At 63.1% G+C, this 11,469-nt stretch carries 18 protein-coding genes; 3 read left to right on the forward strand and 15 right to left on the reverse strand.

What is annotated here, in order from left to right; all coding sequences use genetic code 11:
- The 5 genes from JNK99_RS08690 to JNK99_RS08710 form a co-directional block, all read right to left on the reverse strand.
- Positions 1-143: flavoprotein (locus JNK99_RS08690; RefSeq protein WP_291851528.1), on the reverse strand; the 143-nt coding region annotated here is incomplete at its 3' end.
- Positions 136-714, reverse strand: coding sequence for a Gx transporter family protein (locus tag JNK99_RS08695; protein WP_291851476.1), 579 nt, complete (start codon positions 712-714; stop codon positions 136-138). The genes JNK99_RS08690 and JNK99_RS08695, both read right to left, overlap by 8 nt.
- Before the next feature lie 29 nt (positions 715-743).
- Positions 744-1,331, reverse strand: a complete 588-nt coding sequence (locus tag JNK99_RS08700) for a DUF3124 domain-containing protein (RefSeq protein ID WP_291851479.1) — start codon at positions 1,329-1,331, stop codon at positions 744-746.
- A gap of 58 nt (positions 1,332-1,389) precedes the next feature.
- Entirely contained in the window at positions 1,390-2,073 is a 684-nt protein-coding gene (locus tag JNK99_RS08705) for a fumarylacetoacetate hydrolase family protein (RefSeq protein ID WP_291851482.1), read from the reverse strand.
- 19 nt (positions 2,074-2,092) lie between these two features.
- Positions 2,093-2,839, reverse strand: a complete 747-nt coding sequence (locus tag JNK99_RS08710; RefSeq protein ID WP_291851487.1) for a Nif3-like dinuclear metal center hexameric protein — start codon at positions 2,837-2,839, stop codon at positions 2,093-2,095.
- Between the two features lie 23 nt (positions 2,840-2,862).
- Here JNK99_RS08710 and JNK99_RS08715 point away from each other — a divergent pair, with 23 nt between their 5' ends.
- Together JNK99_RS08715 and JNK99_RS08720 are read left to right on the forward strand one after the other, a co-directional pair.
- Positions 2,863-4,035 carry a trypsin-like peptidase domain-containing protein gene (locus JNK99_RS08715; RefSeq protein WP_291851490.1) on the forward strand — a complete coding sequence of 391 codons (1,173 nt, stop codon included), beginning with the start codon at positions 2,863-2,865 and terminating at the stop codon, positions 4,033-4,035.
- 11 nt (positions 4,036-4,046) lie between these two features.
- Positions 4,047-4,856, forward strand: coding sequence for a class II glutamine amidotransferase (locus JNK99_RS08720; protein WP_291851493.1), 810 nt, complete (start codon positions 4,047-4,049; stop codon positions 4,854-4,856).
- 45 nt (positions 4,857-4,901) lie between these two features.
- Here JNK99_RS08720 and tatC read toward each other — a convergent pair whose 3' ends face one another.
- The 10 genes from tatC to hisB form a co-directional block, all read right to left on the reverse strand.
- A complete protein-coding gene (tatC, locus tag JNK99_RS08725; RefSeq protein WP_291851496.1) occupies positions 4,902-5,765 on the reverse strand; it encodes a twin-arginine translocase subunit TatC in 864 nt (287 codons plus the stop codon).
- Positions 5,766-5,772: 7 nt separating this feature from the next.
- Positions 5,773-6,174 (reverse strand): Sec-independent protein translocase protein TatB, encoded by a 402-nt coding sequence (gene tatB, locus JNK99_RS08730; RefSeq protein ID WP_291851499.1) that lies wholly within the window; start codon positions 6,172-6,174, stop codon positions 5,773-5,775.
- A 115-nt stretch (positions 6,175-6,289) separates the two neighbouring features.
- Positions 6,290-6,538 carry a Sec-independent protein translocase subunit TatA gene (gene tatA, locus JNK99_RS08735; RefSeq protein WP_291851502.1) on the reverse strand — a complete coding sequence of 83 codons (249 nt, stop codon included), beginning with the start codon at positions 6,536-6,538 and terminating at the stop codon, positions 6,290-6,292.
- A gap of 81 nt (positions 6,539-6,619) precedes the next feature.
- A complete protein-coding gene (locus JNK99_RS08740) occupies positions 6,620-6,970 on the reverse strand; it encodes a histidine triad nucleotide-binding protein (RefSeq protein WP_291851504.1) in 351 nt (116 codons plus the stop codon).
- Positions 6,971-6,973: 3 nt separating this feature from the next.
- Positions 6,974-7,294: a phosphoribosyl-ATP diphosphatase gene (locus JNK99_RS08745; RefSeq protein ID WP_291851507.1), complete on the reverse strand. Its 321-nt coding sequence runs from the start codon at positions 7,292-7,294 to the stop codon at positions 6,974-6,976.
- The gene (gene hisI, locus JNK99_RS08750; protein ID WP_291851510.1) at positions 7,291-7,695 is read right to left on the reverse strand and encodes a phosphoribosyl-AMP cyclohydrolase; all 405 of its coding nucleotides are present in this window, start codon (positions 7,693-7,695) and stop codon (positions 7,291-7,293) included. Before hisI ends, JNK99_RS08745 begins: the two co-directional genes overlap by 4 nt.
- The gene (hisF, locus tag JNK99_RS08755; RefSeq protein ID WP_291851513.1) at positions 7,692-8,453 is read right to left on the reverse strand and encodes an imidazole glycerol phosphate synthase subunit HisF; all 762 of its coding nucleotides are present in this window, start codon (positions 8,451-8,453) and stop codon (positions 7,692-7,694) included. Before hisF ends, hisI begins: the two co-directional genes overlap by 4 nt.
- 39 nt (positions 8,454-8,492) lie before the next feature.
- Positions 8,493-9,236, reverse strand: coding sequence for a 1-(5-phosphoribosyl)-5-[(5-phosphoribosylamino)methylideneamino]imidazole-4-carboxamide isomerase (hisA, locus tag JNK99_RS08760; protein ID WP_291851516.1), 744 nt, complete (start codon positions 9,234-9,236; stop codon positions 8,493-8,495).
- A 48-nt stretch (positions 9,237-9,284) separates the two neighbouring features.
- Positions 9,285-9,938, reverse strand: a complete 654-nt coding sequence (hisH, locus tag JNK99_RS08765) for an imidazole glycerol phosphate synthase subunit HisH (RefSeq protein WP_291851519.1) — start codon at positions 9,936-9,938, stop codon at positions 9,285-9,287.
- Positions 9,938-10,525, reverse strand: a complete 588-nt coding sequence (gene hisB, locus JNK99_RS08770; protein WP_291851522.1) for an imidazoleglycerol-phosphate dehydratase HisB — start codon at positions 10,523-10,525, stop codon at positions 9,938-9,940. The genes hisH and hisB overlap by 1 nt, the downstream gene beginning before the upstream one ends.
- 154 nt (positions 10,526-10,679) lie before the next feature.
- On the opposite strand from hisB, the gene JNK99_RS08775 reads away from it, so the two are divergent.
- On the forward strand, positions 10,680-11,469 hold a 790-nt coding region (locus JNK99_RS08775), incomplete at its 3' end, for a histidinol-phosphate transaminase (protein ID WP_291851525.1).

The raw sequence follows: 11,469 nt of genomic DNA on the forward strand, positions 1-11,469 counted from the left end.
AGTTCCTGCCTGGCGACAATCTGCGCCACCTGCGAGTACAGGAGCTGGACCCGGCAGCCGGCGGCCAGCAGGCATTCGAGCAGGCGCAGGCCATAGGGCATGCCGGAGGCGCCGGTAAAGGCGAGACAGATGATTTCAGGCATGTTCGACCTGGCTTTTCACGATCGGCAGGTCGATAAGCAGACGCGTGGCGATCAGGCCGTTGATCATGCCGAAAACACAGGCAGCCAACGCGAAGACCGGCAGCAGGAGGAAAAGTCCGTCATGCGGAATCAGCCACAGGCGCGCCAACGACAACTGGCCAGCGATATGTGCAAAGGCCGCCAGGATACTCCAGCTCACCGGCCCGAACCAGCGGCGCGGCAGGCGGCAGGCGAGCGACAGGGTCAACAGGCTGCATAGTGCACCGCACAGGCTCATGAAGAAAGCGGGCGAAAGAAAGGATCCGAGCAGCAGACTGCCGGCAAAGACGCGCAGACCGGTAACCCAGGCGGCAGCGGCCCAACCGTGCCGCGCCAGAACGATCAGCGTCACGATGTTCGCCAGACCGGGCTTGACGCCGGGCAGCGGCAAGGGGATCGCCGCGTCGACCAGCGACAGACCGATCGCCGCCGCAGCGAGCTGCGCGATGCGGTGGTCTTCCGGCGTCGTCGTGAGCCGGATCAGTGGCTGGCGGTCGGACACCCGACGGGTCCGGGTCTCTCGACCTGCCATGTCTTCAATCACCGACCGTCCGGCGACCCTCACGGCTCAGAAATCGCGCGGCCACGCGAGATGAAGGCGACGGAGTACCCGGCCTGGAAGCGCGAATGCAACGCTTCGATGGTCGGTTGCGATACCGCGGCGGCGGCATCCCATTTGATCGCATAGTTGGCACCGGAACCGCCGAGACTCTCGCGCAGTTCGATGAACAGTTCGAGGGTACCAAACGGCGGAATGACCCTGGGGGTCGGCACCGAGTTGCGCAACAGAGCGCCATCGGTGTTGTAGTAGTTCGCGGAGACAACGCGGATGGGGTTGTTGGGATCGGTGTTACGCACACTGACCAGCACCGACATCAGGCTGGTTTCGGACTTTCCCTTGGGGCCGATGTTGCCGTGCCGGATCTCGGAGTAGATCGGCAGGTACACGGTTTGTCCCTTGGTCAGAGGCTCGATCCCCTCGGCCAATGCGGGCGCCAGCATCACGGCAAGAAGCCACGCGGCAGCCAGCCGGCAACTCCCGGTTGCGGTGAGACGAAGGCGGGCGGCAAGAGAACGGGCAAGCAGCATGGCGGGTTCCTCGGTAATTGAGATCATGTTGATGGTCGAATTCCGATACGGTGCGGCCACATGGCCCTTTGTCGGCCAGTGCCGCCGGCGGGTGGCGGGGAAGAGGGGCCGGTGCTCATCAGACCAGCCGGACCCTGAGCTCGCCGACTCCGGCCACGCCGGCCTCCAGCACATCGCCGCGCAGCACGGTCGATACGCCGGCCGGAGTACCGGAAAAGATCAGGTCTCCTGGCGCCAATGCGACATAGGTCGAGAGGTTGGCGATGACTTCCGCGACCTTCCACGACATCTGTCCAAGATCTCCGCTCTGCCGCAACAGGCCATTGACCTTGAGCCAGATCGAGCCGCTCGCCGGATGGCCTGCTGCCGCCAGCGGGACGATGGCGCCAATCGGCGCGCTCTGGTCGAAGCCCTTGCCCATGTCCCAGGGATGCCCCTTTTCCTTCGCCCGCTGCTGCAGGTCGCGCCGGGTGAGGTCCAGACCGACAGCGTAACCATAGACGCAAGCCAGCGCCGCCGATGCCGGAATGTCGGCACCGCCGGCGGACAGGGCAACCACCAGCTCGACCTCGTGCTGCAGATTGCGGGTGGCCGGAGGATAGTGGACGTCGCCACCTCCAGGGACCAGTGCATCGGCCGGCTTGCTGAAGAAGAAAGGCGGTTCGCGCGTGTCGGCACCCATTTCGGCCGCGTGATCGGCGTAATTGCGCCCGACACAATAGACGCGGCGCACCGGAAAGTGGACATCGCGACCGACCACGGGGACAGTGACCTGCGCTGCAGGGGGGAAAACGTGGCTCATGCCTGCTCCTTGAGGTGCTTCAGACGGGGTTGTCGATATCGACGAACTGGCAGTCGAGACCAAAGCGTTCGTTCAGATGCCCGGTCAGTGCCAGCACACCATAGCGTTCGCTGGCATGGTGTCCGGCAGCAAGATAGGCGACACCGGACTCGCGCGCCAGATGAACGGTGGACTCCGCTATTTCGCCGCTCAGGTAGAGGTCGACGCCGGCAGCGATGGCCTGTTCGAACATTCCCTGCGCTGCTCCCGAACACCACCCGATGCGTCTGACTGGTCGCTCGCCCTCACCAATCAACAATGGCGCACGCTGCAACTCGCGGCCGACCCGTTCGGCGACCTGTGCAACACTGCTCGGGCTTGTCAGATGACCCAGCCAGCCGATCTCCTGCTCGCCAAAGCGCCCGTCGGCAGTCCACCCGAATCGCCTGGCCAATTGGGCGTTGTTGCCGAACTCAGGGTGACCGTCGAGCGGCAGATGATAGGCGATCAGGTTGAGGTCATGCTGCAGCAGGGTTTGCAGACGCGCCTTGCGAATCCCGCTGACCCGGCCATCCTCGCCGCGCCAGAACCAGCCGTGATGAACCAGGATGGCATCGGCATTGCGTGCGATGGCGGCGTCGAGCAGCGCTTGGCTCGCCGTGACACCGGTCACCAGGCGCCGGATCTCCGGGCGTCCTTCCACTTGCAGACCGTTTGGGCAATAATCCCGGAAGCGCCCTGCCTCCAGCAACTCGTCCAGGTAGTGTGTCAATTCGTCGCGTTTCATCCACTGACTCCGATTTTTCGCCCATGCGCAGGCTCTGGCTGATTTTTGCACAAACGGTTACGGTTAGTCTCGCCGTTCTCTTCGTGGTGAGCACTTTGAAACCGGAATGGCTGGGCCGGGCAAACCCCGGTGGGGCGAGTGTCGTCGCCCTGCGCGAAGCAGCGCTGCCGGCAACGCCGGCCGCCACTCCTTCCTTTCGTGAAGCGGCGAACAAGGCATTGCCTTCGGTGGTGCATGTCTTCACCTCGCAGAAAATCCGGGCCCGCCGCAACCCGCTGCTCGACGACCCGGTGTTCCGGCATTTCTTCGGCGACGGCAGTGAGGGTGACAGTCCAAAAACCGCTGGCCTGGGTTCGGGGGTCATCGTCAGCTCGAGCGGCTATGTTCTCACGAACTTTCATGTCGTCGAAGCGGCCGATCAGATCGAAGTCGCACTCAGTGACGGGCGCAGCCTGAACGCGCGGCTGGTCGGCAGTGATCCCGAGTCCGACCTTGCCGTTCTGCAGATCACCCAGCAGAACGGCAAGGATCTGGCGCTGCCAGCGATCACCCTGGGGACGATGGACAACGTCGTCGTCGGCGACGTGACGCTGGCGATCGGCAACCCTTTCGGCGTCGGTCAGACGGTGACCATGGGAATCATCTCCGCACTCGGTCGCTCGCACCTGGGGATCAACACTTTCGAGAATTTCATCCAGACCGACGCAGCGATCAACCCGGGCAACTCGGGTGGCGCCCTGGTCGATAGTCAGGGCAATCTGATCGGAATCAACACGGCCATCTACTCACGCTCGGGTGGCTCACTGGGCATCGGTTTTGCAATCCCCATCTCGATTGCGCGCAATGTCATGGAGCAGATCATCCAGAGCGGTAGTGTCACCCGGGGCTGGGTCGGCGTCGAGGCACAGGAGATCACCGCCGACCTGGCCGAGTCCTTTGGTCTGCCCGATACCAGCGGCGCCCTGATTGCCGGCGTCCTGCGGGGCAGCCCGGCCGATGCCGGGGGGATCAAGCCGGGCGACATCCTGCTGGCGGTCGATGGGCGACCGGTCAAGGATCCGCAGGGGATGCTCGACCTGATCGCCAGCCAGAAGCCGGGCGACAGCGTGGTCTTCAAACTGCGCCGCCAGAACAATGTGGTCGACGCCACCATCAAGATCGGCAAGCGCGCTCCACCGCGCCGCGAGCGGGAGTAGGGAACAGGCAGATGTGTCAGTTGCTGGCCATGAACTGCAATGTCCCGACGGACATCTGCTTTTCCTTTGCCGGCTTCCAGGCGCGCGGCGGCGCCACCGACGTGCATGCGGACGGCTGGGGAATCGCCTTCTTCGAGGGGCGCGGCACACGCGTGTTTCTCGACCCGCAACCGTCCTGTAGCTCGCCGGTCGCCGAGCTGGTACGCAGCTATCCCATCCACTCGAAGAACGTCATTGCCCACATCCGCAAGGCCACCCAGGGTGTGGTCGCGCTCGAGAACACCCACCCCTTCATGCGCGAACTCTGGGGGCGGTACTGGATCTTCGCCCACAACGGCAATCTGCCCGATTTCTGGCCGCAGCTCGACGGCAGCTTCACCCCGGTCGGCCAGACCGATAGCGAGCGCGCCTTTTGCTGGCTGTTGCAGAACCTGCGCCAGCGCTTTGGCAGCCATGCCCCTGACCAGGCGGAGTTGTTCGACGAGCTGCATCGGCTGACTCTGGACCTCGGCGGGCGCGGTGCATGCAACTACCTGCTGTCGAACGGTGACTGCCTCTTTGCCCATTGTTCCACCCACCTGAGCTACATCATCCGCCAGGCGCCATTCACCGTTGCCCACCTGCGCGATCAGGACCTGAGCATCGACTTCAGCGACGTCACGACACCCGACGATCGCGTCGCCGTGATTGCCACGGTGCCGCTGACCGACAACGAATGCTGGACGACGATACCGCCGGGCAGCCTGTGGCTGTTCGCAGAGGGGGCGGCGGCGCGGCACCGGCGCACCGTCAGCGGGCCGGAGAAAGCGCCGCCCGGTTGACGACGCTGCTTGGCCGCCAGTGCCAGTGCGGTGGCCAGACAGCATTCAGGCGTCGGGCTTGCGCTCGGCGTCCTGCCGCTCGGCCAGGGTCCTGGCCGCCGCATCCATTTCCTCGGCCGAGGCCGGCGTCCATTGAGCAGCCGGGTTGATCGGGGTCTGGGCAGCCGGCCCGACCTCCGGGACGGCGGTTCGTGCGTTCTTGCCCAGGAAACGCGCCAGAAACAGACCGAACTCGAAGAGGAGGCACAACGGAATGGCCATCATTAGTTGCGAGATGACGTCCGGTGGGGTAAAGATGGCGCCAATGACAAAAGCGCCGACGATGACGTAGGGACGCCACTCCTTCAGCTTGTCCACGCCGACGATGCCGGCCTGAACCAGGACGAGCACCACCACCGGCACCTCGAAGGTCACTCCGAAGGCAACAAAGGTGGTCAGCACGAACGACAGGTATTTCTCGATATCGGTCATCCAGGCGACGCCCTCCGGCTGCACCGAGGCCATGAAGCCGAAGACCGCCGGGAAAACGAGAAAATAGGCAAACGCCATGCCGACGAAAAAGAGGACCACGCTGGCGGCGACCATCGGCAACGCCAGCCGCTTCTCGTGGGCATACAGGCCGGGCGCAACGAAGGCCCAGATCTGGTAGAGCACATAAGGCAGCGCAATCAGGAAGGCAACCATCAGCGCGACCTTCATCGGCACCAGAAAGACCCCGATCACATCGGTCGCGATCATCTGGCCGCCTTGCGGCAGTTTCGCCAGCAGGGGATGCGCGAGCAGCGCATAGAGTTCCTGCGCCCAGGGAAACAGGCAGACAAAGACGATTCCGATCGACACCAGTGCCCGGATCAAGCGGTCGCGCAGCTCGACGAGATGGGAGAAAAAGGAGTCTTCGGGTAGATTCATCGTGCGTTCAAACGCCCGCACCCGGCTTGTCCGGATCGACCAGCCTCACCGGGTTGCTCGCCGCGATCGGCAGCGCGGCGGCGCCCGGCTCGGCACCGCCCAGAGGTGTGTGCAGGTCGCCACCGACGGCTTCCGCAGCCTGGCTCACCGCCTGTTTCGCCGCCTGGATCTCGCTGGTCAGGCTCTGCTCGACGCCGCGCGCCGATTCCTGGATCTCGCTCTGCAGTCGCCGCAGTTCTTCAAGCTGCATCTCGCGGTTGATGTCGGACTTCACCGTGCTGACGTAACGTTGCAGGCGACCGAGCATGTGTCCGGCAGTACGCGCGACCTTGGGCAGCCGCTCAGGACCGATCACCACCAGGGCGACGATGGCAATCACCATCAACTCGGAAAAGCCGATATCAAACATTTGTGGTCATCTGTCTGGCCAGGCAGGCGGGACGCAACACGTGCAACCGCGCTACGGTGTCCAGGCAAACCTGGCGCGCCACCGGCACGCGGGCGGTCAAGTCGCTGCGCTCCGCCTAGCTTCTGGTCTTCTCCCGGATCTCGCCCTCAATGGTCTGACCCGTCGTGACCTGGGGAGGCGGGGAAGGCGGGGAGCTGGTCTCGACCGGCTTGCTCTCCTCTGTCGTGGCATCCTTGATCCCGTCCTTGAAGCCCTTTACCGCGCCACCGAGATCAGCACCGAGGTTGCGCAGCTTCTTGGTCCCGAATATCAACAGGACGATGACGAGAACGATCAACCAATGCCAGATACTGAATGAACCCATGTCAGGCCTCCAATAAGGTGTAACTCGATGCCATCCCGGCGCCCGATGCGCGGCACGCGGGGGATCGGAGCGCAACGCCCATCAGACTCTCTTGAGCATCGGCCCGACCGGATCCGGGCCACCGACGATGTGCGCGTGCAGGTGCTGCACTTCCTGATGCCCGATGCGCCCGGTATTGATGATCACGCGAAAACCGTCCGGGCTGCCCTGCTCGCTGGCCAGGCGATTGGTGACGGCGAGCATCCTGCCGAGCAGCGGGATATCGGCCTCGCTGGCGGTAGCCAGCGAAGTGATATGGCGTTTCGGAATGACCAGCAAATGCACCGGGCGAGCCGGGTTGATATCGTGGAAAACCAGAAGCTCGTCGTCTTCATGGACCTTGCGCGCCGGAATCCGGCCGGCGACGATCCTGCAAAACAGGCAGTCATCCATGCTTCAGCCTTTCCGGGACTTCTTCTCGTCGATTCCCGAGATGCCTTCGCGCCGCCGCATCTCCTGCAGCACGTCCTCGATCGACAGACCATAGAAGGCAAGCAGCACCATGATGTGATAGAGCACATCGGAAGATTCCCAGACCACGTGCAGGCGGTTGCCCTCCTTGCCGGCCATGATCAGTTCGGCACATTCCTCGCCGATTTTCTTCAGAATCGCATCCGGACCCTTGGCCATCAGCTGTGCTGTGTACGAGGTTTCCGGGTCCGCCTTGCGGCGTTCGAGCAACGTTTCCGAAATCCGGTGCAACATGTCCATGTTCATTTACCGTAAATGTCCCTGGGGCTCTTGAGTACCGGGTCGACCGCAACCCAGACATCCCCCTGCAATTGATGGAAAAAACAGCTTTCGCGGCCGGTATGGCAGGAGATACCATCCTGCTGGTCGATCGACAGCAACAGCACATCACCGTCGCAATCGGTGCGTATCGAACGTACGCGCTGCGCATGCCCGGATTCTTCACCCTTCCGCCACAGGCGTTGGCGTGAACGCGACCAGTATACCGCGGTCCCGCTGTCAACCGTCGCCTGCAGTGACTCTCGGTTCATGAAGGCAAACATCAGCACCCGGCCACTGACCGCATCCTGGGCGATGGCCGGGATCATGCCCTGCGCGTCCCATTTGAGGGCGTCAAGCCAGGGCCGGTCGGGGTCCAGGTCGCTCACAGACGGACCTCGATGCCCCGTTCGTGCAGATATTCCTTGGCCTGACGAACGGTATATTCACCGAAATGGAAGATGCTCGCGGCAAGCACGGCATCGGCATGCCCGGTGACCACCCCCTCTGCCAGGTGCTGCAGCGTACCGACGCCGCCACTGGCAATCACCGGGATGTCTACTGCGTCGGAAATGGCGCGCGTCAGCGGCAGGTCAAAGCCGTTTTTCGTCCCATCACGGTCCATGCTGGTGAGCAGGATCTCGCCGGCACCGAGTTGTTGCACCCGACGTGCCCAGACGACGGCATCGATCCCGGTGTTCCGGCGTCCGCCGTGAGTGAATACCTGCCACACCCCGGGCGCCGACTGCTTGGCATCGATCGCCACGACGATACACTGGTTGCCCACCTTGGCCGAAGCCTCGGCCACCAGCCCGGGATTCTCGACCGCGGCGGTATTCATGCTGACCTTGTCGGCCCCGGCATTGAGCAGGCGACGTACATCGTCGACCGAGCGCACGCCGCCGCCCACGGTCAGTGGGATGAAGACCTGCGCGGCACACGCCTCGACAACATGCAGAATGATGTCACGCTGGTCCGACGAGGCCGTGATGTCCAGGAAGGTGACCTCGTCGGCACCCTGCTCGTCGTAGCGACGCGCAATCTCGACCGGATCCCCGGCGTCACGCAGATCGACGAAATTGGTGCCCTTGACGACGCGACCGGCCGTGACGTCAAGACAGGGAATGATGCGTTTGGCCAGACCCAAGTCAGTTACCGCCCTGCTTCCGCCGGCAGGCGGCGACGCTCATCGATTGCTGCCACGGTCGGCGGTGGCCTGGGCCGTGGCAAAGTCGAGCGACCCGTCGTAGATTGCCCGACCGGCGATGGCTGCGCTGATTCCTTCCTGCTCAACGGCACACAGTCGCTCAATGTCTTCCACGCTCGACAGACCGCCGCTGGCGATCACCGGAATCAACAAGGCCTGCGCCAGTTTGACGGTTGCCTCGATGTTGATACCGGAAAGCATGCCATCACGTCCGATGTCGGTATAGACGATGGCTTCGACGCCGTAATCCTCGTACTTTCTGGCCAGGTCGATGACATCGTGGCCGGTCATTTTCGACCAGCCATCGACCGCCACCTTGCCATCCCTGGCATCGAGACCAACGATGATGTGACCGGGGAAGGCACCACAGGCATCGTGCAGGAAGCCGGGATTCTTCACCGCAGCGGTACCGATGATGACATAGCTGACCCCGTCGTCAAGACAACGCTCTATGGTATCGAGGTCGCGGATGCCTCCCCCGAGCTGAAGCGGGATGTCGTCCCCCACCGCCTGAACGATTTCCTTGATCGCCCTTTCATTCTTCGGCTTGCCGGCAAAAGCGCCATCCAGATCGACCACATGCAGGCGCCTTGCTCCCTGCGACAGCCAGTGACTGGCCTGCTCGCCCGGCGAATTGGAGAAGACGGTTACCTGGTCCATGAGACCCTGTTTGAGCCGGACGCACTGTCCGTTCTTGAGGTCGATCGCGGGAATGATCAGCATGTCGATGGTAGAAAAATGGATTGATACAGATGAGGCGCAGGTAATCGGTCAGGGTTTCCAGGCGACGAAATTGGCAAGCATGACGAGTCCCGCCGGCGAACTCTTCTCCGGGTGACACTGAATGGCGAAGATATTATCCCGCGCCACCGCACTGGTAAAGGGGATGCCATAATCGGTGATGCCCACGACGCAGCTCTCGTCGGTGGGCGCAACGAAATAGCTGTGCACGAAATACATCCGCGCCCCATCGTCGATCCCTTTCCACAAAGGGTGCGCGCGTCTCTGCCAGACCTCGTTCCAGCCCATGTGGGGCACCTTGAGGCGCTTGCCCGCAGCGTCGACCATGCGGCTGGCGGGGAAGCGACGAACCACACCCGGCAGGATGCCGAGCCCAGACACATTGCCTTCCTCACTGTGCTCGAAGAGCATCTGCTGACCGATGCAGATACCGAGAAAGGGTTTGCTGGCGGCTGCATCGAGCACCGCCTGGTGCAGACCGCGCACCTCGATCTCGCGCATGCAGTCCGGCATCGCCCCCTGGCCAGGGAAAACGACCCGCTCGGCGCCGCTGACCACTGCCGGATCGGCCGAGACAAGGATTTCCCGGCCCGCGGCCACGTGTACCAGGGCCTGCCAGACCGAGCGCAGATTGCCCATGCCGTAATCGACAACGACGATCGCTCCACTGCCACGCTCCGGCATTACAGGGAGCCTTTGGTCGATGGCACGCTACCGCTGGCACGCGGGTCATCCTCGACCGCCATGCGCAGCGCGCGGGCAAAGGCCTTGAACACCGTTTCGGCCTGATGATGCGCGTTGTCGCCGCGCAGGTTGTCGATGTGCAGCGTCAGCGCGGCGTGGTTGACCAGTCCCTGGAAGAACTCGTGAATCAGATCGACATCGAAAGAGCCAATCATCGCGCGCCGGAAGTCGACATGAAACTCGAGACCTGGACGACCGGAGAGATCAACGACGGCGCGCGACAGGGCTTCGTCCAGTGGCACATAGGCATGCCCGTAGCGACGCAGGCCCTTCTTGTCGCCGAGCGCCCCGACCAGTGCCTGGCCAAGCGTGATGCCGATATCCTCGACCGTGTGATGCGCGTCGATGTGCAGGTCGCCGACTGCCTCAATCTCGAGGTCGATCAGTCCATGCCGCGCAATCTGCTCGAGCATGTGATCGAGAAAGGGCACGCCGGTGGCGAAGCTGCCGCGGCCGCGGCCATCGAGGTTCAGGCGAACCGTGATCCGGGTTTCGAGCGTATTCCTGGAAACTTCTGCTTGCCGCATCGGCATACCATTGCATGGTGGCATTGCGCGTCTGAAGAAAGCGCTCGGCCGGGTCGCTGCCAGGCGCCGCCGATCGTTGGCAGACGCACCGTGATCGACAGACGCGCATGATATCATTTCGCGCTTGCCGTGCATTGAAACGGAACAGCCTTTCATGAGCCGCTACTGGAGTTCCCTCGTTCACCGCCTGACTCCCTATGTGCCCGGCGAGCAACCGAAGCTGCCGAACCTGGTCAAGCTCAACACCAACGAAAACCCCTATCCACCATCGCCGCAGGTCGTTGCTGCCATTGCCGAAGAAATGGCCAATGGCGGCCAGTCGCTGCGCCTTTATCCCGACCCGAACGCCGAACGCCTCAAGGAAGCAATTGCCGCGCACTACCGCGGGTTTGGCATATCGGCGGAGCAGGTTTTCGTCGGTAACGGCTCAGACGAAGTGCTGGCGCTGGTTTTCATGGCGCTGCTCAAGCACGACCTGCCGATCCTCTTCCCCGACATCACCTACAGCTTCTATCCAGTGTACTGCAGTCTGCACGACATTGCCCACATCGCGGTGCCGCTGACAGACGACTTCCGGATCCGTGTCGGGGATTACGCCACGGCGAACGGTGGCATCATTTTCGCGAATCCCAATGCGCCAACCGGCTGTCTGCTGTCTCTCGCGGAAATCGACCAACTGCTGGTGGCGCAGCCCGCATCGGTCGTTATCATCGATGAGGCCTACATAGACTTCGGCGGCGAGTCGGCAATCGCCCTGGTCAATCGCCATCCGAATCTCCTGGTCGTGCACACGCTCTCCAAATCCCGCTCACTGGCCGGGCTGCGTGTCGGCTATGCTGTCGGCCACCGGGACCTGATCGAGGCGCTCAAGCGGGTCAAGAACAGCTTCAACTCCTACCCGCTCGATCGACTGGCAATCGCCGGCGCCGTTGCCGCGATGGACG

Origin of the sequence: Accumulibacter sp., from assembly GCF_016789985.1 — a bacterium.
Lineage (GTDB): Bacteria > Pseudomonadota > Gammaproteobacteria > Burkholderiales > Rhodocyclaceae > Accumulibacter.

What these genes read in the sequence shown, in the direction of transcription:
- JNK99_RS08745 (WP_291851507.1), bottom strand. Translation starts at nt 7,294, where the DNA reads ATGAACATGGACATGTTGCACCGGATTTCGGAAACGTTGCTCGAACGC.
- JNK99_RS08695 (WP_291851476.1), bottom strand. Translation starts at nt 714, where the DNA reads ATGGCAGGTCGAGAGACCCGGACCCGTCGGGTGTCCGACCGCCAGCCA.
- JNK99_RS08740 (WP_291851504.1), bottom strand. Translation starts at nt 6,970, where the DNA reads ATGGATGACTGCCTGTTTTGCAGGATCGTCGCCGGCCGGATTCCGGCG.
- JNK99_RS08715 (WP_291851490.1), top strand. Translation starts at nt 2,863, where the DNA reads ATGCGCAGGCTCTGGCTGATTTTTGCACAAACGGTTACGGTTAGTCTC.
- JNK99_RS08710 (WP_291851487.1), bottom strand. Translation starts at nt 2,839, where the DNA reads ATGAAACGCGACGAATTGACACACTACCTGGACGAGTTGCTGGAGGCA.
- tatB (WP_291851499.1), bottom strand. Translation starts at nt 6,174, where the DNA reads ATGTTTGATATCGGCTTTTCCGAGTTGATGGTGATTGCCATCGTCGCC.
- tatA (WP_291851502.1), bottom strand. Translation starts at nt 6,538, where the DNA reads ATGGGTTCATTCAGTATCTGGCATTGGTTGATCGTTCTCGTCATCGTC.
- hisB (WP_291851522.1), bottom strand. Translation starts at nt 10,525, where the DNA reads ATGCGGCAAGCAGAAGTTTCCAGGAATACGCTCGAAACCCGGATCACG.
- hisH (WP_291851519.1), bottom strand. Translation starts at nt 9,938, where the DNA reads ATGCCGGAGCGTGGCAGTGGAGCGATCGTCGTTGTCGATTACGGCATG.
- JNK99_RS08705 (WP_291851482.1), bottom strand. Translation starts at nt 2,073, where the DNA reads ATGAGCCACGTTTTCCCCCCTGCAGCGCAGGTCACTGTCCCCGTGGTC.
- hisA (WP_291851516.1), bottom strand. Translation starts at nt 9,236, where the DNA reads ATGCTGATCATTCCCGCGATCGACCTCAAGAACGGACAGTGCGTCCGG.
- tatC (WP_291851496.1), bottom strand. Translation starts at nt 5,765, where the DNA reads ATGAATCTACCCGAAGACTCCTTTTTCTCCCATCTCGTCGAGCTGCGC.
- JNK99_RS08720 (WP_291851493.1), top strand. Translation starts at nt 4,047, where the DNA reads ATGTGTCAGTTGCTGGCCATGAACTGCAATGTCCCGACGGACATCTGC.